Genomic DNA, 19,833 nt, shown 5'->3' with positions numbered 1-19,833 from the left:
GACGGATGGCTCGATCTCCGGGTCAGTGGCAGAGGGAATTTCAGGTCTCGACGAGGTGCTTATGAATCAGGAATCCGCAGGCGGCTCCCGCCTGTCGTTGCCCCCCCTGGAGGAGATCGCCCGTCAGCTGGGCACTACGACATTCGAGGCGGGGACATCCGAGCCGGGGACCGCCGAGGAGGGCCGCGGCCAGGCCACGGACGACGATGCCACCCTGGCCGCCATGGCCGATGAGTTCGTCGCCGAGGTGATCGCCGGCGCTGACGAGGGATCGCTGGCTCGCCAGCGCCGTGCCGTGGACGAGATGGGGCTGGAACTGCAGCAGCAGGCCGCGCATCGCAGCGCCATGCTGGACACCCCGTTGCGCCAGCTGGCCCATCAGGGCGACGAAGGCGGGCCGGTGGCCAAGTCGCTGGTCGAGCTGCGCGAGCGCATGCATCAGCTCGACCCCGCCCGGCACCGGCTATCGCCGAGTCCGCTGGACAGGGTGCTGGCGCTGATTCCCGGTGTCGGCAGCCGCCTGCAGCGCTATTTTCGCAAGTTCGAGAGTGCCCAGCAGGCGCTGGATGCGATCATCGCCGACCTGGAGGCGGGCCGCGACATGCTGCGTCGTGACAACCTGACGCTGAGTGACGATCAGACCGCGCTGGGCGAGATCCTCGGCCAGCTGGCGCGACAGGTCGCCCTGGGGCGGCTGATCGACAGACGTCTGCAGGAGGCGATCGCACGGCGAGACGCGGCGGACCCTCAGCGAGGCTTTCTCGAGGAGGAGCTGCTCTTCCCGCTGCGTCAGCGGGTCGTCGATCTTCAGCAGCAGCTGACGGTCAGCCAGCAGGGGGTGCTGGCACTGGAAGTGGTCATCCGCAACAATCGCGAGCTGATACGCGGCGTCGACCGTGCCATCAACGTCACCGTCTCGGCCTTGACGGTCGCGGTGACCGTGGCCCTGGCCATGGCCAACCAGCGGCTGGTGCTGGACCGCGTCGAGGCCCTCAATGCCACCACCTCGGCGATGATCGGCGGCACGGCCCGCACCCTGCGCCAGCAGGGGGTGGAGATCCAGCAGCGCGCCTCCGGGGCGATGCTGGACATGCAGGCCCTCGAGCAGGCCTTCGAGGACGTGATGGGCGCCATCGATGATCTGTCACGCTATCGCCAGGAGGCCCTTCCCCGGCTGGATGCGCAGATCGATCGCCTGGCCGACCTGTCCCGACGGGGAGGCTCGGCCATCGACCGTCTCCAGCAGGCGACCCCATCAGGTGAAGGCGGCAGATCGGGAGAGAGGCCATCCGACGGCTCGTGACCCTGTCCACAAGCCGATCCAGGAGGTCAAGGCGATGCGTGGGCTGCTGATCCTGCTGCTGCTGGCCAGCGCCCTGGCGCTGGCCTGGTGGCAGTTCGAGGCGCAGATTCCCCGCCACTGGCACCCCGCCGAGCCGCTTCACGTCGATGACTCCCTGACCCCGGTGACGCAGTGGAAGCTGCGCCGCCTGGCCGACGACCGCGAGGGGTGCCACGCGGCCCTGGCCACGGTGCCGGAGGGCGAACTGCGCATGACTCCGCTGGCGGACCATGAACCCGTGGCCGGCTGCCCGCTGGCCAACGTGGTCCGCCTCGAGGCCAGCGGCGTCGACTTCAATGCGAGCTTCGTGGCGAGCTGCCCGCTGGCGCTGGCCTGGACGCTCTTCGAGCGGCAGCGCCTGCAGCCTGCCGCCGAGGCGGTGCTGGGCAGCCGGGTGGCGAGGGTGGAGCACCTGGGCAGCTTCGCCTGCCGCAACGTCTACGGGCGTGAGGAGGGGAGGCCCAGCGAGCACGCCACCGCCGAGGCGCTGGACGTGGCCGCCTTCCACCTGGCCGACGGGCGCGAGATCCGCCTGCTCGATCACTGGCACGACGAGGGCGACCGGGGCGAATTCCTGCGCGAGGCCAGGGATGGCGCCTGCGACCTCTTCGGCAACGTGCTGGGGCCGGATTACAACCCGGCCCACGCCGACCACTTCCATTTCGGCATGCGTGGCTTCCGGCTCTGCCGCTGAGTGCTCGGCGGGTTGAGATGGTGCGCCTCTGGCCCATGCTGCTAGGCTTGCCGTCTCGACCCGCAAGGACAGCCCCATGCCCCCCCTGACCAGCGCCACGCCGCCGCGGACCCGCGCCTCGCGCAAGGAGATCCTTGGCTGGGCGATGTTCGACTTCGCCAACCAGGCCTACACCCTGCTGATCATCACCGTGGTGTTCGGCGAGCTGTTCACCACGGTCATCGTCGGCGACCGCGGCGACGGCTACCGGCTGGCCAACTTCCTGTGGAGCCTGGCGCTGGCGACAAGCTACCTGCTGGTGGTGGTCACCGGCCCCCTGTGCGGGGCGGTGATGGACTACCAGGCCGCCAAGAAGCGCTTCCTTTTCGCCAGCTACCTGGCCACCGTGGCGACCACCGCCATGCTCTACTTCGTGGCGCCGGGCTACGTGGTGCTGGGGCTGCTGCTGATCGTGGTCTCCAACTACGCCTACTCCATGGGCGAGTCCTTCATCGCCGCCTTCCTGCCCGACCTGGGGCCGCCGGAGGACCTGGGCAAGATCTCCGGCTTCGGCTGGGCGCTGGGCTACGTGGGCGGGCTCTTCGCCGCGGGCTTCACCCTGGTGGCGCTGGGCGAGGCCACCGCCGAGAACTTCGAGCGCATCCGCTGGGTGGGGCCCTTCGCGGCGGCCTTCTTCCTGGTCACCGCCATCCCCACCTTCCTGTGGGTGAAGGAGCGTGGCACCCCTCAGCCGCCGGGCAAACCCTACCGGGAGATCGCCTGGGAGCGGGTCTCCACCACCCTGCACGAGCTGAGGCGCTTCCGGGACCTGGGCATCTTCCTGGTCTCGCTGCTCTTCTCCATGGCCGGGGTCTACATCATCATCGCCTTCGCCTTCATCTACGGCGCCCAGGTGATCGGCTGGGACGAGTCGATCCGCAACCTGATGTTCATCATCGTGCAGATCACCGCGGCGGCCGGGGCACTCGGCTTCGGCTTCATCCAGGACCGCATCGGCACCAAGGTCACCTATCTCTTCACGCTGGGACTCTGGGTGGCGGCCATCATCGCCATCTGGGCCACGCCTGAGGTCACCGCCTTCCTCAATGCGCGCTTCGCCCTCGGCTGGGAGGCCCAGCACCTCTTCCTGTTCGTGGGCTGCCTGGCCGGGCTCTCGCTGGGCTCCAGCCAGTCGGCCAGCCGCGCCCTGGTGGGGCTCTTCTCGCCCACCCGCAAGGCCGCCGAGTTCTTCGGCTTCTGGGGCCTGGCCAACAAGCTGGCCGGGGTGTTCGGCATCGTGGCGCTCGGCCTGCTGCAGTCGGTGGTGGGCCTGCAGGCCTCGATCCTGCTCTGCGCCGCGCTCTTCATCGTCGCCATCCTGATCTGCCTGGCCGTGGACCAGGCCCGGGGCCAGCGGGCGGCGGTGGAGTGGGAGGCGCGTAACGGCAGGGACGCGCCGGAGGGCTGAGCTCCCTCATCCTGCATTGGCGAGAACCCTCATTATGTTCGATGCTGACGGTTACCGGCCTGCCAGGGCCGGAAGCCGGCGAGGGATCTCGGTACGGGGCCATGATCGGCGAGGCCCCATGTCATGGGCGACAGGCGGGTATCCCTCTGCGACTGACCTGACGTGATGCGCGCGCATCACCGGACACCGTCGACACGAGAGGGTACAGCATGGCCACCTACCGCCACCCCGGCGTCTACCTGGAGGAGATTCCCAGCGGCGCCAGGCCCATCGAGGCCGTGGGCACCTCGACGGCAGCCTTCCTGGGTTTCGCCGCACGCGGCCCCGAGGCCTCACCCGTGTTCATCAGCAGCTGGGACGACTATGCCCAGGCCTTCGGCGGCCTGCGGGCGGTCACCGACCCCCGGGGCGACAGTCTCGGCCACGCCGTCCGGGCCTTCTTCCACAACGGCGGCTCGGCCGCCTACGTGGTGCGTCTCGCCCGCGGGGCCGAGGCTGCCCGGGGCTTCATGCTTCCGGACGGCGATCCGCCGGCCGGTCCGGATGACCATCTGCTCAGGATCGAGGCCGCCAGCGGCGGGGCCTGGGGCAATGCGCTGCGGGTGGAACTGCAGCGCCAGGAGGCCGAGGAGACGCCGCCGCGCTTCACCCTGGTCGTCGAGGAGCGACTCGACGGCGAGTACGAGGAGCAGGAGCGTTTCGAGGACCTGACCCTCGACGAGAGTCGCGCCGACTTCATCGAGGCGCGGGTGAACGATGACGCCCGGCGGGTGAGGGTGACCCTGGGCGAGGTCTCGGACTACCAGCTCGGCACCAGCCGCAGCGCCGGGGACCTCGCGACGCTCGACCCCGTCACCCTGAACGGCACCTCCTTCACCGTGACCCTGGATGGCAGCGCCCAGGCGCAGCATAGCGTCGAGGTTGGCTTCGATGCGGCGGAGTTCACCGTCGACGATGACCTGGCGGCAGTGGCCGAAGAGGTCCAGAAGCAGGTCAGGCAAGGTGTCTCGTCCGACGCCAACCCGCGCACGAACTTTACCTGCGAGGCGACCCCCGAGGGACTGGTACTCACCTCGGGCTCCCGGCTGCCCGGTTCCGCGGTGGTCGTGACCCCCGCCGATGACGATGACGCTGCGGTACTCCTCGGGCTGGGTGTCGCGCACGGTGGCGTGGAGACCAGCGGCAGCCAGTACCTGGCGGGCCTGATCGCCGCCGGCGGCAGCGTCGTCCTCGAGGAGGGGGATGACGGCAGCGACCCTGGGGCCGGCGAGTACGATGCCGGGCTCGCCGCCGTGGAGGGCATCGGCGACGTCAGCATCCTCTGCCTGCCCGGCCAGGTCTGGGCCGATGACGGCACCGGCAATGCCGTCATCGATGCCGCCATCGCCCAGGCCGAGCGCCTGCGCAACCGCATGGTGATCCTCGACCCGCCACCCGATGCCACCCTGGAGACGGCCGGCCAGGTCAAGGCGCTCGGCCTGCCGACCTCGACCTATGCGGTGCTCTACTACCCCTGGGTGACGGTCGGCAATCCCCACTACACGCCCGAGCCGCCTCCGGGGGCCGCGCGGTCGCCACGCTTCGTGCAGGTGCCTCCCAGCGGCTTCGCGGCCGGCATGTGGGCGCGCACCGATTCGCGGCGCGGGGTCTGGAAGGCGCCGGCGGGCGTCGAGACGGCGCTGCTGGGGCTGGCCGGCCTCGAGCAGGAGGTGCAGGAGGTGCACCAGGGGGCCCTCAACCCGCTGGGGGTCAACTGCCTGCGCAGCCTGCCGGGATTCGGTGCGGTGATCTGGGGGGCGCGTACCCTGGCGACCCGGGCCAGCCCGGAGTGGCGCTACGTGCCGGTCAGGCGCACGGCGATCTTCATCCTGCAGAGCCTCTACAACGGCATCCAGTGGGCGGTCTTCGAGCCCAACGACGCGTCGCTCTGGTCGGCGCTGCGCCTCAGCATCGAGGCGTTCATGAACGGCCTCTTCCGGGCCGGGGCCTTCCAGGGCGGCAAGGCCAGCGACGCCTACTTCGTGCGCTGTGGCCTCGGCGACACCATGACCCAGGGCGACATCGACCGGGGGCAGGTGATCGTCCAGGTCGGCTTCGCGCCGCTCAAGCCCGCGGAATTCGTCATCATCCGGCTGCAGCAGAAGGTCGGCCAGGCATAGGGGGAGCGAACCATGGCAGCGCCACTCTTCACCGTGAATACCCACCGGCATGATCCCTACCGCACCTTCAAGTTCCAGGTGCTGATCGACGGCAGGCCGGTCGCCGGCCTCAGCAAGATGAGTGCCCTCAAGCGCACCACCGAGGCGGTGGGCTGGCGGACCGGGGGCGACCCGACCCACGAGCGCCGGCTGCCCGGCGGTACCAGCTACGAGCCGGTGACCCTGGAGCAGGGGCTGACCCACGATCCGGTCTTCGAGCAGTGGGCCAACCTGGTCAACAGCATCCAGGGCGACGGGGGGATGTCGCTGAAGAACTTCCGCAAGGACATCGTCATCAACGTGCTCAACCTGCAGGGGCAGGTGGCGATCTCCTACAAGCTCTACCGCGCCTGGGTCTCCGAGTACCAGGCGCTGCCGGAGTTCGATGCCGGGACCATGAACAGCGTGGGCATCCAGACCATCCAGCTCGAGCACGAGGGCTGGGAGCGCGACACCAGCGTCTCCGAGCCCACCGAGTCCTGATGCGCATGTCGGACGAGGCCGGGCGAGTCGGTGCGGCGGCGAGTTCCCCCGGCACCTGTCGGCTGCCGGGAGGGGTGCTGCGCGAGGGTCGCCGCCTGAACGAAGTACGCTTTCGCCCGTTGACCGGGCGCCTCGAGGAGGCCCTGGCCGCAGGGGGGGAAGACGCTCGAAGCCTGCCCGAGCGGATCACCGAGCTGCTGGCGGTGGCCATCGAGAGCCTCGAGGGAGGGCCGTTGGACCGGGCGACGGTCGCGGCCATGTCGGTGGGCGATCGCCGCTTCCTGACACGGCAGCTGGCGAGGGTGGTGGTGGGCGACGCGGTCTGGCTGAGCCACCCCTGTCGCGAGTGCGGGGCGCCCTTCGACCTCCACTTCCGCCGCTCGGAGCTGCCGGTCAAGCCGGCCGGGGCGGGATATCCCTGGGCCGAGCTCGAGCTGGCACGCCATGGGCGGCTGCGCCTGAGGGTGCCCACCGGCGCGGACCAGGCCCGCCTGGCGGGCCTGGAGGAGGAGGCCGCGATTCGCCGGCTGGTGGCCGACTGCCTGCTCGAGGCGGACAGCGGCTTCACCGTCGAGGCCCTCGCGGCCAGCCTGACCCCGCCGGAGCTCGCGGCCATCGATGCGGCGCTGGAGGAGGCCTCGCCGGAGGTGGCCAGCGAGCTCGAGGCCGACTGCCCGGAGTGCGGTACCCGCCAGCGCGTGCCGGTAGCCGCGGACCTGGGGCTGGGGTTCGGCATCGATGGCCTGCTCGGCGAGGTGCATCGCCTGGCCCTGGCCTACCACTGGCAGGAGGGCGAGATCCTCGACCTGCCGCGCTGGCGGCGGCAGCACTATCTGGCCCTGATCGACCGGGAGCGGGGCCTGTATCGGTGAGCCGGGCCGGTGCGCCGGCAAGGAGCGAGTGCCATGGAGTTCATCCGAGGGATCTATCTCGAGGCGCAGCGGACCGCGCTCCAGGCAGAGGGCCGCAGGCCGCCTGGCGGGATGCCCATGGGCGAACTAGAGTCCTCCTCAGGAGGACTGGCCCCTGGCCCGGCGGAAATTGCCGGGTCTGCTGCGGTGCCGGGAGGCGCGGGCCAGCGGCCGGACAGCGGCCGTGATGCCCCGGATGCCGACACGGCAACGCCTTCCCCGCCACCGCAGGACGCTTCCCGGGCGGGAGCGGGATATCTGGTTGAACAGCCTGACGTGACGTTATCGACAGCGAATGGGTCAGTGTCTTTATCCGATTCTCAGGAAAGTGTGAGTGATTCGGTAGCGAGACCCCCTGATCGTGGACTCGAGCGCGAAGCGGACAGCGTTGATGATCCTTTCCCCCCCGCCCGGCGACAGGACGATGGGCCCGCCCGGCAGGAACCTCGCAACGGGTCCGAGGGTACCAGGCGATGGTCGGTCGAGAGTCCGTCACACGCGCTAAAGGTACCGGAGCCCGGAGGTCCCGGGCACAGCGCCCGACGTCCGGGGCCAGCCTCCGCTTTCTCCCCGGCTCCCGCCCCCTCGGTGGCGTCAGGCCGTGACCCTGCGTCCGGGCTGCCGCCGGCCTCTGCGTACCCGGAACCCGGCACCGTGCCCGGGGCCCGCGCAGCGACCGCTCGAACTGGCGACGAGGCGGGGCGTCATGCGCCGACCGTCGCGCCCTCCGGCGATGCCAGGCCCGCTGAGGAGGGTCCCGCCTCAGTGCTGCCGGTGAGCAACACGACCGCTGCATCCACCATGCCGCCCAAGGGAGGGCAGGCACGAGACGTCAGGTCCGTCGTGGAGCCTGACGACGGCCCGACCCTCCCCACCACCGGCACCCCGTCAGACCCCTGCGATGCCGGCTCGCCGCCCGCCCGTCGCGAGCGGCCGGCGACGCCCTGCTCTCGGGCGCTCCCCGAGCCTGACGTCGAGTCGCATTCCCTCGATCCCGGCCGTCCTCGCGCCGCCTCGCCCCGGCGAGAGGTCGTCGAGCCCCTCCTGTCGCCACCGCCCGAGGAGTCTCGGCCACGACGCCAGGCGCCGCACGGTGAGGCCAGCGTGCATATCGGCCGGGTGGAGGTCGTCGTCGAGGAGGCCGGCACCAAGGCCGGGTCGCCCGTATCGCCGAGCGCCTGGTCGAGTCTCTCCAGCCGGCGCTACATGCGGAGGCCCTGATGGTCGAGCCGAACAGCCTATCCCGCACCGCCCGCGCCCTGCGTGCCTATCTCGCCGAGGCTCTGGCGATGCCGGCCAGCCGCATCCTGATCGGCCACCCGGAAGCGGTGCTCGCCGAGGCGCGCCAGGAGCCCGATGCCCAGCACCTGGGGCTCTTCGTCTACCGCACCGAGATCGACGGCTTTCCCGCCGACGGGGCCTATCCGGCGCCGATCTACCTGCGCCTGCACTGCCTGCTGAGCGCCTTCTCCAGCGACGAGACCGGCGACGAGGGGCAGACCATCACGGCCGGCGAGATGGACCTGCGGCTGCTGGGGGGCGTGGTGGCGTCCCTTCACCGGCAGCCGATCCTCGACGTCGAGGACGAGCAGGGGCGGGCGCGGCTGCAGGTGATTCCCCTCAACCTCGACCTGGAGGCGCTCAACCAGCTCTGGGCGAACCAGAGCGGTATCGCCAGCCGCCCCTCCATGGCCTACGAGCTGGCGCTGCTGCCGCTGCCGCTGGGGCAGCCCGCCGACCGTCGCCCGCGCGTCGGCAGCCTGGGGGTGGGGGTCTCGGCCCAGACGCACGGCGAGGCGATGCCGCCTGCCCTGCAGGCCGCGGCACCGTCCCGGCTGACGCCCCGGGGCGATGGCGACTGGCGCCCGCTGCTGGCGACCCTGGATGATGGCGGCCGACTCAGCCAGGCCCTGGTGGCGGCCGAGTCGGCCCTGCCGCTGGAGGTGGAGGTGCTGGTGGCCGGCGAGCCCGAGGAGGTCGAGCTGGTCTGGGAGGTGTGGGACCGCGACCAGGGCTGGCGGGTGCTGGCCGAGCCGGCCCTGGCCCTGGTGCCACCGGTGCGGCGCCTCGCTGCCTCCGCCTTCTCATCCGCGGTCCGGGTGGCGCTGCCACTCTCCGGGCCCGGCCAGGCGGCACTGCATGCGCGCCGGCCGAGCGGTGGCCAGCGCAGCGACCCGATCCTGGTCTCGATCCACCCCGAGGAGGCGCCATGAGCGTGGCCAACCTGGAGCCGGAGCGCCAGCGGCTGGGCCTGCTGGGCCAGCTGGTCGCCGAGCGGCGTGCCGGTCGCGAGGTCAGCGATGCGCAGCGCCGTCGCCTGGCCGCCCTGCAGGCCAGGGTGCGGCGCGGCCGGCAGCGCTCACCCTGGCGCGAGCTCGTCGAGGAGCACGCCCTGGACGATCTCGAGCAGGACATCCTGGCCTGCGTGCTGGCGCCGGAGACCGATGCCGGCATCGGCATGCTCTACCATTCGCTGCAGCCCGGCGGGGCCTTTGCCAGCCCGGCGCTGATCCGCGACCTGCTGTTCCTCGATGACCACGAGGGCGAGGGGCTGCAGCAACGCCTGGCCGAGCAGGCCCCGTTGCGACGTCGCGACCTGGTCAGCTGCGAGCGGCTGGATGCCTACCAGCCCCTGCGCGCCGGGGCCACCGCGCTGGCCCGGCTGATGGGGCGGGGCGAGGCGGTGACGCTGCCCGGGGCGCTGGCGCTCCCGGTCGAGGCCGAGTGGGAGACGCTGGTGCTGCCGGCCCATGCCCGCCGGCGCATCGAGACCTTCCTGCTCTGGGTGACCCAGGCCGAGCGCGTCTACGGCGACTGGGGCGCCCGGGCGATGGGCGGGCCGGTGGCGCTGTTCGCCGGGCCGCCCGGCACCGGCAAGACCTTCGCCGCCGAGGCCATCGCCCGGCGCCTCGGCTGGCCGCTCTACCGGGTCGACCTGGGCCTGCTGGTCAGCAAGTACATCGGCGAGACCGAGAAGAACCTCAACCGGCTCTTCGATGCCGCCGCCGGCCGTCGGGCGGTGCTGCTGTTCGACGAGGCCGACAGCCTGTTCGGCCGCCGGGGGGAGGTCAGCGATGCCCGTGACCGCTACGCCAACATGGAGGTTAGCCACCTGCTGGCGCGCATCGAGCGCCACCGTGGGCCTTGCATCCTGACCACCAACCAGCGCCAGCACCTCGACCCCGCCTTCATCCGCCGCTTCCAGACCGTAATCGAGTTTCCACGGCCGGACCGGGCCGCGCGCCGCCGCCTCTGGCGGGGGCTGCTGCCGCCCAGGGCCCCGCTGGCCAGCGACCTCGATGTCGATCGCCTGGCCGAGGTCGGCCTGACCGGCGGCCAGATCCGCAACGCCGCGACCCATGCCGCCTTCCTGGCGGCCGGGCGCGATGGCGAGCTGGGCATGCCGGCGCTGGCCGAGGCGGTCTGGCATGAGCTCGGCAAGGATGGCCGCGACACCCCGCGGGAGGCCCTGGGCCCGCTGCAGGCGTTCCTGGAGGAGATGCCATGAGCCTGCGCATCGACCACCTCTGCCTCCACCTGCCGCCGCGCTGTGCCGCCTGGCGGCCACTCATCGCGTGCCGGCTCGCCAGGGAGCTCGCCGACCTGGCGCCCGGGCAGCCGCTGGCCACGGGTCGGCACGATCTCGACCGGCTCGATCTCGGCCGGCTGACGCTGCCCGCCGAGGCGGGGCCCGAGGAGCTGGCGCGGCTGATCGCCGAGCGCCTGCGCGACTGCCTCGCCCGGGAGCTGACCCGAGCGGATAGCGGCCGGCCCCCGACGGCCGATCTCGACCCCCATCCCGGAGGACACTCATGAACGGTATCAGCGGTGACCATGGCCGCCTGCGCTACCAGCGCGGCAGCCTCGAGGAGTATGCCGAGGTCGACCGGCCCCTGAGGCTCGAGTTCGAGTTCAATCCGGCCTCCATGACCCGCACGCGGAGCGTCTCGTTGCGCACCGGCAACGCGCCCGGCACCCGGGGCGGCTATGACTTTGCCGGCCGCAGCGAGGTCCCCCGTGCCTCCCAGGGCATCAGCCTCGAGCCCGAGAGCTTCACGGTGACGGTGCTGCTCGATGCCACCGACCGCATGAATGCCGGCGAGGAGCCGGCGTCGCGCCTCGGCGTCCAGCCGGAGCTCGATACCCTGCGCAGCATGCTCGAGCCCAAGGTCCAGGGGGCCGACGGCCAGCGGACCCTGGCGGCCCTGGGGCAGGGCGGGGCCAGGGCCTTCGCCCGGCACGAGTTCGCCTCGGTGCTGCTGTTCCGCTGGGGGCCCCACCACCTGCCGGTGTTCATGACCCAGGCCCAGGTCGAGGTGAGCGACTGGCTGCCCAGCCTCTACCCCTACCGGGCCCGGGCGACGCTGACCCTGCAGGTCATCGAGAGCCGCAACGAGTTCTACGGCGAGGAGATCAAGCGGCAGTTCCGCACGGCCCTGCGCCAGGAGGAGGGGCCGCAGGTCACCTAGTCGAGACCTCAGGAGAGACCACGACAAGCGCCCGAGAGGAGAGCGACCATGATCGACCGGACATCGCGCTACGCCGGCACCCGTGGCTTCCGGGCCACCGCAGAGGGCGAAGGCTTCGCGGGGCTGCGCAGTCGGGAGCTGGGCCCGGCCACGCCGGTGCTGGAGCACACCCTCGGCGCCTGGGACCGCCCCGACCAGCTGGCGCGCTACTACTACGGTGACCCGCACCGCTGGTGGCGCCTGCTGGACGCCAACCCCGAGTGGCTGTTCGCCGGGGACCTGCTGGAGGCATCGGCGGTCGGGCAGGTGCTGCTGATTCCGGCCCGGGAGGAGTGAGCATGGGCGCCTCGGCGAATGATGCCCCCCTGCGACAGCCCGTGGAGTGCCGGCTGTTCATCGACGACGAGGAGCTGGCGGCCTTCTATCCCTGGCTGCGCGAGGTCCAGGTCAGTCTCGAGCGCGGCGCCGCGGGGGTGGGCACGCTGAGCTTCGACACCTTTCGCGACGAGACCGGCGAGTGGTGGCTCCAGGACAGCGAACTGCTGCGCCCCTGGCGGCGGGTCGTGGTCATGGCGGCCTTCGGTGACCACCAGCAGCCCGTGCTGCACGGGGTGATCCGCGAGGTGACCGTCACCGCCCCGGAGTCCATGGCCGAGGCCCGGGTCGAGGTGGCGCTGCAGGATGAATCCCTGCTGCTCGACCGTGGCCATCACCGCCGCTGCTGGTCGCGCCGCGACGAGCCGCGCCGCGATGGCGAGATCGCCGCCGAGATCGCCGCATCCCACGGGCTGGCCTTCGAGGGCGATGACGGCCTGACCAACGCGGCCCTCAACCAGGACGAGACCGACATCCGCTTCCTGCGCCGCCGCGCCGAGGCCAACGGCTTCGAGCTGTTCGTCGAGCAGGGGGTGCTGCACTTCCACGCCCCCCGGCTCGAGGCGGGCGACCAGCCGCCCCTGCTGGTCCATGCCGGCAGCGACACCAACTGCCTCTCGGTGGATATCCGCCATGACGGCCACCTGCCCGATGCGGTTCGCGTGGTGCGCGCGGATGCCGACGAGAGCGAGGCCCATGCCGAGCTCCATGAGCCCGACCTGCCGCTGCTCGGCCGGCAGTCGGCCGGCAGCGCGGGCATGGGGCACGAGCCCTTCGTCTGGGACCTCCCGCGGCCCGGCGGGGCCACCCAGGCGGAGGTCGTGGCCCGGGCCATCGCCGCGGCCAACGAGAATGCCTGGAAGGTGGTCGCCGAGGGGGAACTGGACGGGGTGCGCTACGGCCACGTGCTGCGTCCCCACGGCACCGTGGTGATCGACGGCGTCGGCTCGACCTACGGCGGGCGCTACTACGTCGCCGAGGTGACCCATCGCTTTGCCGCCGATGGCTATCGGCAGCGCTTCCGACTGATTCGCAACGCCCTGGGCCAGGATGCCTGGCCCGAGTCCTGATACATCCATCGGCAACCCGGAGGAGACGATGACCGAGCTCGAGAAGGACATGGCGCGACTCGCCCGGCATATCGACGAGCGGCGATTCGGCAAGTATCGCGGCTTCGTGGTGGACAACGCCGACCCCGACCAGGCCGGCCGCCTGCAGCTGCGCATCCCCTCGGTGCTGGGCAGCGAGGCGACCGACTGGGCGCTGCCCTGCGTGCCCTTCGCCGGCCCCGGCTACGGCCTCTTCGCGATCCCCGACCCCGGCGCGATGGTCTGGGTGGAGTTCGAGGAGGGCGACATCGACCGGCCGATCTGGACGGGCGGCACCTGGCAGCACCCCGACCAGCTGCCCGAGGGGGCGGCCCGGGCGGAACCCCGCAGCCGGCTATGGCGAACCCCGGGGGGCCACCAGCTGCGCTTCGACGACGAGCCCGGCGAGGAGCGCTGCCGCCTCAGCCATGCCGGAGGCGCGGAGCTGACCCTGGAGCCGGAGGGGGCGGCACGGCTGACCGACCCCGGCGGTGCCACCCTGGTGCTGGACAGCCAGGGGGGCGAGGTGCGCCTCGAGGATGCCAGCGGCAATCGCCTGGTGCTCTCCCGCACCGGCACCGTGGTGGAGGACGCCTTCGGCAACCGCATCGAGATGGGACCGGCCGGCATCACCGTGGACGGCACCCGGGTGGTGGTGAACGGCAGCATGGTCAGCCTGGCCGGCGAGGGGGGCGAACCGCTGATCAAGGGCACCAGCTTCCTGAGCCTCTTCGCCACCCATGTGCACCCCACCAGCACGGGGCCGTCGGGGCCGCCGATTCCCCAGGGCGAGTTCAGCACCCTCTCCACTCGAACCATGACCGGCTGACGGGCCGGAACCATCGCCCGGGCCCGGCGCCTGGCGGCAGGAGGTGACCAATGAGCAGAATGCCGGAACGCGACAGCCTGGCCTTCCCGTTCGCCATCGAGGCCGGCGGCGCCCGGCGCTGCGGGCGGGCGGACCAGATACGCCAGCGCATCGAGCAGGTGCTGTTCACCGCCCCCGGCGAGCGCATCTACCGGCCGGCGTTCGGGTTTGGCGCGCGGCGGCTGGTGTTCGCCGCGCCCGACTCCCTGCTGCGCGAGACCGCCGCCCAGCAGCTCTCGGCGTCGCTCGCCGAGGCCCTGCGCGGGGAGGTGGACCCCGCCACCCTCAGGGTCGACCTGCACAGCGACGAGGCGCGGCTGATCATCGAGATTCGCTATCGGCTAGCGGCCATCGACCGTCAGGAGCGCCAGACCTTCGTGGTCGGGGAGGGCTGGCATGGCTGAGCTCCCGCGCCCCGAGCTGCGCTTCGATGGCGGCTGTCCCGACTGCGGCGGGCGTCGCGTGCGGATGCCCGAGCCGCCGCCGGCGATCCCCGATGACCTCGACTGGCGTACCCGTGACTTCGAGGGCTTCCGCGCGATGATGCTGGCCGACCTGGCCCGGCGCTTCCCCGAACGCGGTGACTGGAATCCCGCCGACCTGGAGGTGGTGCTGGTGGAGGTGCTGGCCACCCAGCTCGACTGGCTGTCGGACATGCACGACCGCGTCACGGCGGAGGCCACCCTCGACAGCGCACGGCGGCCGGCCAGCGTCGACGCCCTGCTGCGCATGATCGGTTTCGATGCCGCCGAGCATCGCCAGCTCTCCCGGGAGGCCCTGTATCGCCTGTGGCGGGCGCGCCCCGATCTGTTGGACGCCGATCGCGCCGAGGGGCCGCGGAGGATTCGCCGGCAGGAGCGTGCCGTCACCCTGGAGGACCACGCCGCCACCCTGATCGCCCATCCGCTGGTGGAGCAGGCCCACGCCTGGTCGCGCTGGACGGGGGCCTGGGAGCGCATCGAGGTGGCGGTGATCTGCTGGAACGGCGAGCCCCTGGACCAGCCGCTGCCCGCGGTGGCGCCGCCCGAGCTGTCCCGCCGGCTGTCCCGTTTCCTCGATGGGCAGGGGGCCGAGTGGCGACCGCCCTTCGGGGAGGCACTCAGCGTGCGCCGGGTGCTGCGCGACTACCTGGAGGCGCGCCGCCTGGCGGGCCAGGAGGTGGTCCTGCGCGATGCCGCGGCGGTGGGCATCGTGCTGGGCCTGCGGGTCACGGTAGCGGACGAGCACTTTCGCTCCGAGGTGGAGGCGGCGGTGCGTCGCGTGCTGGGCGACGGGCCGGCGGGGCTCTTCCACCCGGGGCGTCTGTCCTTCGGCGAGGACCTCTACGCCTCGGACTTCTATCAGGCCCTGATGGCGCTCGCCGGCGTGCGGGATGTCTGCCTCACTCGCTTCAAGCGCGCGGGACGGCGCTATCCGGACGAGTCGCGCTCGGGACGCATTGCGCTCTCCGGGCTCGAGTTCCCGGTGTGTGACGGCGACCCGGCGCGGCCGGCACGGGGTCACCTTCGCCTCGACCTCAAGGGAGGGCTGCGGGGATGAAACGAGACGAACTGACCCGCTGGAACCGCGCCGGCCTGGCGCGGCTGGAGTATGTCCACGGCAATGCCGCCAGCTTCCTCGAGACCCTGCGCGCGGGATTTGCCGGCCAGCCCGAGCTCACCCGCTGGGAGCGGGTCATGGGACCGCCGCCCGATGAGCGCGACGAGACCCGCCGCGAGCGGCTGCTCGACCAGTACCGCACCCCGACCCGCGACCCCGCCTGGGAGATCGCCCGGGCACTCGCCCGCGCCAGCCAGGTGCTGGCCGGCCATGTCGATGCCGAGGCCAACGAGGGGTATCTGGGCACGGCCACGCTGTGGGAGCGCGTGCGCCAGCTGGTGACCATGATCGACTATATCCCCGCGCCGCCGGCCTCCGCCGCCACGCCGCTGGTGCTGCTTGCCCGGGAGGGGCGCGATGGCCGGATCCCGGCGGGCCTGGCGGTGCGCCATCAGCCGCTGGAGGGCGGCCCGCTGACCTTCGAGACCCTCGAGGATATCGACGTTCATGCCTCCCTGAATGCCCTGCGCCTGGCGGGCCACGACCGCTCGCCGGCCCCGCTGTGCGGCGATGAGCTGGAGCTGCCCGGCAAGCCCGGCGACGTCCGAGCCGACGAGCCGCTGGTGCTGGAGGACGAGGTGGAGGGGCGCCTGCGGGTGTGTCGGGTGGCTGGGGTCAGCGAGGTGGCGCCCGGCTGGCTTCGGGTGCGTCTGGCGGAGGGCCTCGGCGAGAGGCATGGCTTTGTCCGAGGGCAGACCCGGGTGCATCACGGGGTACGTGAGAGGCCGACGCTGCTCGGGCCGGTTCCTGAGGTCGCCGCCCCCCTGGCGGCGAGGCGCCTGCGCCTCGCCGAGCCGCCGCCGCCCCTCGACCCCGGCGACGTCGTCTACCTGGGGCCCGCCGCCGATCCCGCCGACCGCTTTCGCCGGGTGGTCGCGCGGGAAGCGCGCGCCGTGATCCTCGACCGGCCCCTCGACTGGCTCGACTTCCGCCATGGCCACCTGGCGAAGGCACGCCGCCTGGCCGTGTCCGGCGTCATCGGCCGAGAGCTGGAGGGCCAGGCGGGTGGGGTGGTACGGCTGAAGGTGGCCGGCGACCTGCGAGACCTGGCGGGAAGCTGGGTCGCGCGCCCCGGCAGCGACCGGGAGCTGAAGGCCTATCGCATCCTCGGCGTCGAGTACCGGCCGGCCGACCTGGACGTCGCCCATGCCGGCTTCAGCCTGCTGCGCATTCAGGACTCGACCCAGGATCCGCTGCTCGGGGAGTCGCAGCGCGGCAACCCCCAGTACGTGATGGCGGCACCGCCCTCACGCGGCGTGCCCTTCGAGCCCTTCGTGCGCAATGACCGATGCCGGCCGCTGGACCAGCAGCTGGAGGTCAGGGGAGGCCGGGATGCCGAGGCGGGCGGCCTGGTGGTGGTGCAGCGGGGGCAGCAGTTCGCCTGTGGCCGGCTGGAGAGCGTGGCCTCCCTCGAGGGGGAGCGGCGTCGCCTGACGGTCGCCGGCTGGGCACACCGCGGCGGCGGCCGCTTCTGGCTCGGCGACAGCGTGCTGCACTGCGGCTTTCGACACGTCTCGCGGCCGCGGGGCTGGGATCGCAACGAGGGCCTCGTTACCGGTCCCGGTCTGGCACTGGAGACGCTGCCCGCCGAGCTGGGTCGCGGGCGGCGCGTGCTGGTGGCCGGTGCGGCCGGGCGGGCCGTCGAGGCCGAGGTCGAGCGGGTCGACGCGCAGGGGCGGGTCTTCCTGTCGCCCTCCCTCGACGACCTGGGCCTGAGGGTCTCGGAGGTGGTCATCCACGGCAACGTGGTGGCCGCCGGGCATGGCGAGGCGCGTCCGGAAAGGGTCTACGGCGGGGTCGATATCACCCCGCAGGGGCTGCCTGTCGCCCTGAAGGATGTGGCCTTTACCGCCGACCGCCAGCTGCCCGGGGGCGTGCGCGCGGCGCTCGAGGTCCGGGTGGAGGGGGAGCACTGGGAGCAGGTGGGACAGCTGCATGACGCCGGCCCCGAGGATCGCCACTACACCGTGCGCTACACCGAGGATGGCGACCTGCTGCTGGGCTTCGGCGATGGCGAGCGGGGACGCCGCGTGCCGGCGCGCCGCGGCAACGTGCGAATCGGCTGGCGCGAGGGCAGCGGTCCGGTCGGCAACCTCCCGCCGGGCTCCCTGGAGCGCCTGGCCCGCCCCGACCCGCGCCTCTCGGGCGTGCGCCAGCCCCTGCCCGCCGTGGGTGGCAATGCCGTCGAGGACAGCGAATCGCTGCGTCGTTCGGCGCCGGCCACCCTGCTGACCTTCGATCGCGCCGTCTCGCTGGCGGATTTCGCCGCCCTGGCGACCAGCCACAGCAGCGTCTGGCGCGCCCGGGCGCGTCCGGGTCCGGCGCGCACCCGACGCGCCAGGGCGGTCACGGTGGTGGTGCTGCCGGCGGGAGGGGAGGCGTCGCCGCACCTGCTGGCCAGCCTGTCGGCCTACCTGCAGTCCCACGTCGCACCGGGCATTCGCGTGGGGCTGGTCGAGGCCGCCCCGGTCGCGATCCACCTGCGCGCCCGCCTGCGCCTCGACACGGCGGCCTTCGACCCCGACACGGTGGTCGAGGCGGTGCGCCGGGTGCTGCAGGGCGCGCTCACGCTGGCCGAGCGCGATATCGGCGAGCCGCTGACCATCGCCGAGGTGTTCCGCTACATCGAGGCGGTGGACGGGGTGGTCAATTCACGCTGCGCCATCGGCCGCGACCGGATGCCGGCGCTCGACAGCGGGCTGCGCCAGGTGCCTGCCGGGGTGGATGAGGTGCTCCACCTGCCGCTGGCTGCCGGCCATCTTGCCATCGACTGGGAGGAGGCGACCCCATGATGCCCGATGTCCCCCATCCCCAATGGTCGAGCCGGCTGGGCCGCCAGCTGTGGCTGCTGCTGCCCGAGCTCTATCGCCAGCGCGACGAGTCGGGCCAGCTGGCCGCCTGGCTGGACGGCTGTGGCCTGCTGCTCGACCAGTTGCACGGCACCCTCGAACAGCGCCTGGACGATGCTTTCCACGAGAGCGCCCAGAGCTGGATCCTGCCCTACCTCGGCCAGCTGCTGGATGCCCGGCTGGTCTCGCCCACGGTGGCGGGGCGGCGCCAGGAGGTGCTCAATGCGGTGCGCTGGCGCAAGCGCAAGGGCACCGTGGCGGCCCTGGAGGAGCTCGCCGCGGCGGTGGCCGATTCGCCGGCGCGGGTCCACGAGGGCTGGCAGCGGGTGATCACCACCTACCTGCCCGGCACCCCGCTGCCGCGGGTGGTCACGCCCGACTTCCGCTACCGCATGCGGCGGGTGCTGGACGATGACGGCACCCCGCGGCTCGTCGGCGAGTCCGGGGTGCCATGCTTTCCCGGCAGCCACGAGGACCTCACGCTACGCACCGCGGAGCTGAGCGTGGGCGGCCGCCGCCCGCGGCGCTTCCACCCGCGCAGCCTGCTGCTGCACCTGCCGCCGGGCCGGGGGTTCTTCCCCCTGGCGCGCGAGCCGGTCGGCGGCATGGCACTGCCGGGGGACATCGCCTGCGGGGAGGCCGACTGGCGGCCGCTGCGCGATGGGCGCCAGGCCTGTCGGCGCCTCGTGGCGACCTCGCCCTGGCGCTGGGAGGTAGAGCGCATCCGGCGCCCGGTGCCCAGCGGCTGGATGCTCGAATCGGAGCACCATCGGGTGGCCAGCGCCGACGGGCACCCGCTGCCGGTCACCGGCCGCGTGGTGCTGGACCTCCCCGACGACGGGGTGGCGCGCCATTTCCACTTCGAGGACCTGGTCTTCCTTCACACGCTCAGGGTGAGTCGCGCGACCCTGCATCTCGAACGCTGCGCCGCCAGTCGCGCCGTGGTGGTCTTCTCGCCGCGCGGCGAGGTGCCGGCCCTGTCGCTGCGCGATAGCCTGGCCGGCTATGCACGCACCGCCACGGCGCTGTGTCGCTTGGAGCATTCCACCGTGCTGGGCGGCCTGGTGGCCGAACACCTCCAGGCGAGCGACAGCCTCGTGCTGGGCCCGCTGCGGGCCGACCTGGCCAGCGATAGCGGCCCGCCCCGGCGTGGCTGCCTGCGCTACAGCAGCCTGCCGGCGCTGGTGCCCTACGCCGCGGTGGAGGACCGCCCCTGGCTGGAGGTGCATCACGCCTCGATGGCCAGCCGGGCGCCGGTCATGCTCTCCCGACAGTTCGGCGAGGAGGGCTGCGGGGTGCTGCATCCCGACGGGCCCGCCGAGATCCATGCCGGCGCCGAGGACGGGGGAGAGATGGGGGCCTACCACCATCGCTTCCACCAGCGTCGCCTCGAGGCGGTCCGCCACAAGCTCGAGCAGCATCTGCCGCTGGGCATGACCACCGCCATCATCACCGACCCGCGCCTCGCCCGACAGCCCCCTCGACTGCGGCGCTGAAACAGAGCCGACAC

General features: G+C 72.3%; 17 protein-coding genes. All 17 read left to right on the top strand.

Going from position 1 to position 19,833, the window contains the following annotated elements; all coding sequences use genetic code 11:
* The first annotated feature begins 61 nt into the window (after window positions 1-61).
* Window positions 62-1,303, top strand: a complete 1,242-nt coding sequence (locus tag NFC98_RS15845; protein ID WP_254275873.1) for a toxic anion resistance protein — start codon at window positions 62-64, stop codon at window positions 1,301-1,303.
* Window positions 1,304-1,337: 34 nt separating this feature from the next.
* Window positions 1,338-2,036, top strand: a complete 699-nt coding sequence (locus NFC98_RS15840; protein ID WP_254275872.1) for an extensin family protein — start codon at window positions 1,338-1,340, stop codon at window positions 2,034-2,036.
* Window positions 2,037-2,112: 76 nt separating this feature from the next.
* Window positions 2,113-3,483: an MFS transporter gene (locus tag NFC98_RS15835; protein ID WP_254275871.1), complete on the top strand. Its 1,371-nt coding sequence runs from the start codon at window positions 2,113-2,115 to the stop codon at window positions 3,481-3,483.
* A gap of 209 nt (window positions 3,484-3,692) precedes the next feature.
* The gene (locus NFC98_RS15830) at window positions 3,693-5,642 is read left to right on the top strand and encodes a phage tail sheath subtilisin-like domain-containing protein (protein ID WP_254275870.1); all 1,950 of its coding nucleotides are present in this window, start codon (window positions 3,693-3,695) and stop codon (window positions 5,640-5,642) included.
* A 12-nt stretch (window positions 5,643-5,654) separates the two neighbouring features.
* On the top strand, window positions 5,655-6,164 hold the full coding sequence (locus NFC98_RS15825) for a phage tail protein (RefSeq protein WP_254275869.1): 510 nt from the start codon (window positions 5,655-5,657) through the stop codon (window positions 6,162-6,164).
* Complete coding sequence (locus NFC98_RS15820; protein WP_254275868.1) at window positions 6,164-7,036, top strand: hypothetical protein; 873 nt, start codon at window positions 6,164-6,166, stop codon at window positions 7,034-7,036. The genes NFC98_RS15825 and NFC98_RS15820 overlap by 1 nt, the downstream gene beginning before the upstream one ends.
* A 1,259-nt stretch (window positions 7,037-8,295) precedes the next feature.
* Window positions 8,296-9,288 carry a Pvc16 family protein gene (locus NFC98_RS15815; protein WP_254275867.1) on the top strand — a complete coding sequence of 331 codons (993 nt, stop codon included), beginning with the start codon at window positions 8,296-8,298 and terminating at the stop codon, window positions 9,286-9,288.
* Window positions 9,285-10,583, top strand: coding sequence for an ATP-binding protein (locus tag NFC98_RS15810; protein ID WP_254275866.1), 1,299 nt, complete (start codon window positions 9,285-9,287; stop codon window positions 10,581-10,583). The genes NFC98_RS15815 and NFC98_RS15810 overlap by 4 nt, the downstream gene beginning before the upstream one ends.
* Window positions 10,580-10,891, top strand: a complete 312-nt coding sequence (locus tag NFC98_RS15805) for a hypothetical protein (protein ID WP_254275865.1) — start codon at window positions 10,580-10,582, stop codon at window positions 10,889-10,891. The genes NFC98_RS15810 and NFC98_RS15805 overlap by 4 nt, the downstream gene beginning before the upstream one ends.
* Window positions 10,888-11,544: a hypothetical protein gene (locus NFC98_RS15800; RefSeq protein WP_254275864.1), complete on the top strand. Its 657-nt coding sequence runs from the start codon at window positions 10,888-10,890 to the stop codon at window positions 11,542-11,544. Before NFC98_RS15805 ends, NFC98_RS15800 begins: the two co-directional genes overlap by 4 nt.
* A 48-nt stretch (window positions 11,545-11,592) precedes the next feature.
* Complete coding sequence (locus NFC98_RS15795; RefSeq protein WP_254275863.1) at window positions 11,593-11,880, top strand: hypothetical protein; 288 nt, start codon at window positions 11,593-11,595, stop codon at window positions 11,878-11,880.
* 2 nt (window positions 11,881-11,882) lie between these two features.
* Window positions 11,883-12,989, top strand: a complete 1,107-nt coding sequence (locus NFC98_RS15790; protein WP_254275862.1) for a phage late control D family protein — start codon at window positions 11,883-11,885, stop codon at window positions 12,987-12,989.
* A gap of 28 nt (window positions 12,990-13,017) precedes the next feature.
* Window positions 13,018-13,836 (top strand): phage baseplate assembly protein V, encoded by an 819-nt coding sequence (locus NFC98_RS15785; RefSeq protein ID WP_254275861.1) that lies wholly within the window; start codon window positions 13,018-13,020, stop codon window positions 13,834-13,836.
* 50 nt (window positions 13,837-13,886) lie between these two features.
* Window positions 13,887-14,279, top strand: coding sequence for a GPW/gp25 family protein (locus NFC98_RS15780; RefSeq protein WP_254275860.1), 393 nt, complete (start codon window positions 13,887-13,889; stop codon window positions 14,277-14,279).
* Complete coding sequence (locus NFC98_RS15775; RefSeq protein WP_254275859.1) at window positions 14,272-15,414, top strand: hypothetical protein; 1,143 nt, start codon at window positions 14,272-14,274, stop codon at window positions 15,412-15,414. Before NFC98_RS15780 ends, NFC98_RS15775 begins: the two co-directional genes overlap by 8 nt.
* A complete protein-coding gene (locus NFC98_RS15770) occupies window positions 15,411-18,266 on the top strand; it encodes a baseplate J/gp47 family protein (protein ID WP_254275858.1) in 2,856 nt (951 codons plus the stop codon). The genes NFC98_RS15775 and NFC98_RS15770 overlap by 4 nt, the downstream gene beginning before the upstream one ends.
* The gene (locus tag NFC98_RS15765) at window positions 18,263-19,819 is read left to right on the top strand and encodes a hypothetical protein (RefSeq protein ID WP_254275857.1); all 1,557 of its coding nucleotides are present in this window, start codon (window positions 18,263-18,265) and stop codon (window positions 19,817-19,819) included. Before NFC98_RS15770 ends, NFC98_RS15765 begins: the two co-directional genes overlap by 4 nt.
* Window positions 19,820-19,833 lie beyond the last annotated feature (14 nt).

This window comes from Halomonas sp. 3H, from assembly GCF_024206005.1.
Classification (GTDB): Bacteria; Pseudomonadota; Gammaproteobacteria; order Pseudomonadales; family Halomonadaceae; genus Halomonas; species Halomonas campaniensis.
The sequence above is the reverse complement of the archived record's forward strand: the minus strand, read 5'-3'. Positions and strand labels throughout refer to the sequence as shown.

What these genes read in the sequence shown, in the direction of transcription:
- NFC98_RS15845 (WP_254275873.1), top strand. Translation starts at nt 62, where the DNA reads ATGAATCAGGAATCCGCAGGCGGCTCCCGCCTGTCGTTGCCCCCCCTG.
- NFC98_RS15840 (WP_254275872.1), top strand. Translation starts at nt 1,338, where the DNA reads ATGCGTGGGCTGCTGATCCTGCTGCTGCTGGCCAGCGCCCTGGCGCTG.
- NFC98_RS15835 (WP_254275871.1), top strand. Translation starts at nt 2,113, where the DNA reads ATGCCCCCCCTGACCAGCGCCACGCCGCCGCGGACCCGCGCCTCGCGC.
- NFC98_RS15830 (WP_254275870.1), top strand. Translation starts at nt 3,693, where the DNA reads ATGGCCACCTACCGCCACCCCGGCGTCTACCTGGAGGAGATTCCCAGC.
- NFC98_RS15825 (WP_254275869.1), top strand. Translation starts at nt 5,655, where the DNA reads ATGGCAGCGCCACTCTTCACCGTGAATACCCACCGGCATGATCCCTAC.
- NFC98_RS15820 (WP_254275868.1), top strand. Translation starts at nt 6,164, where the DNA reads ATGCGCATGTCGGACGAGGCCGGGCGAGTCGGTGCGGCGGCGAGTTCC.
- NFC98_RS15815 (WP_254275867.1), top strand. Translation starts at nt 8,296, where the DNA reads ATGGTCGAGCCGAACAGCCTATCCCGCACCGCCCGCGCCCTGCGTGCC.
- NFC98_RS15810 (WP_254275866.1), top strand. Translation starts at nt 9,285, where the DNA reads ATGAGCGTGGCCAACCTGGAGCCGGAGCGCCAGCGGCTGGGCCTGCTG.
- NFC98_RS15805 (WP_254275865.1), top strand. Translation starts at nt 10,580, where the DNA reads ATGAGCCTGCGCATCGACCACCTCTGCCTCCACCTGCCGCCGCGCTGT.
- NFC98_RS15800 (WP_254275864.1), top strand. Translation starts at nt 10,888, where the DNA reads ATGAACGGTATCAGCGGTGACCATGGCCGCCTGCGCTACCAGCGCGGC.
- NFC98_RS15795 (WP_254275863.1), top strand. Translation starts at nt 11,593, where the DNA reads ATGATCGACCGGACATCGCGCTACGCCGGCACCCGTGGCTTCCGGGCC.
- NFC98_RS15790 (WP_254275862.1), top strand. Translation starts at nt 11,883, where the DNA reads ATGGGCGCCTCGGCGAATGATGCCCCCCTGCGACAGCCCGTGGAGTGC.
- NFC98_RS15785 (WP_254275861.1), top strand. Translation starts at nt 13,018, where the DNA reads ATGACCGAGCTCGAGAAGGACATGGCGCGACTCGCCCGGCATATCGAC.
- NFC98_RS15780 (WP_254275860.1), top strand. Translation starts at nt 13,887, where the DNA reads ATGAGCAGAATGCCGGAACGCGACAGCCTGGCCTTCCCGTTCGCCATC.
- NFC98_RS15775 (WP_254275859.1), top strand. Translation starts at nt 14,272, where the DNA reads ATGGCTGAGCTCCCGCGCCCCGAGCTGCGCTTCGATGGCGGCTGTCCC.
- NFC98_RS15770 (WP_254275858.1), top strand. Translation starts at nt 15,411, where the DNA reads ATGAAACGAGACGAACTGACCCGCTGGAACCGCGCCGGCCTGGCGCGG.
- NFC98_RS15765 (WP_254275857.1), top strand. Translation starts at nt 18,263, where the DNA reads ATGATGCCCGATGTCCCCCATCCCCAATGGTCGAGCCGGCTGGGCCGC.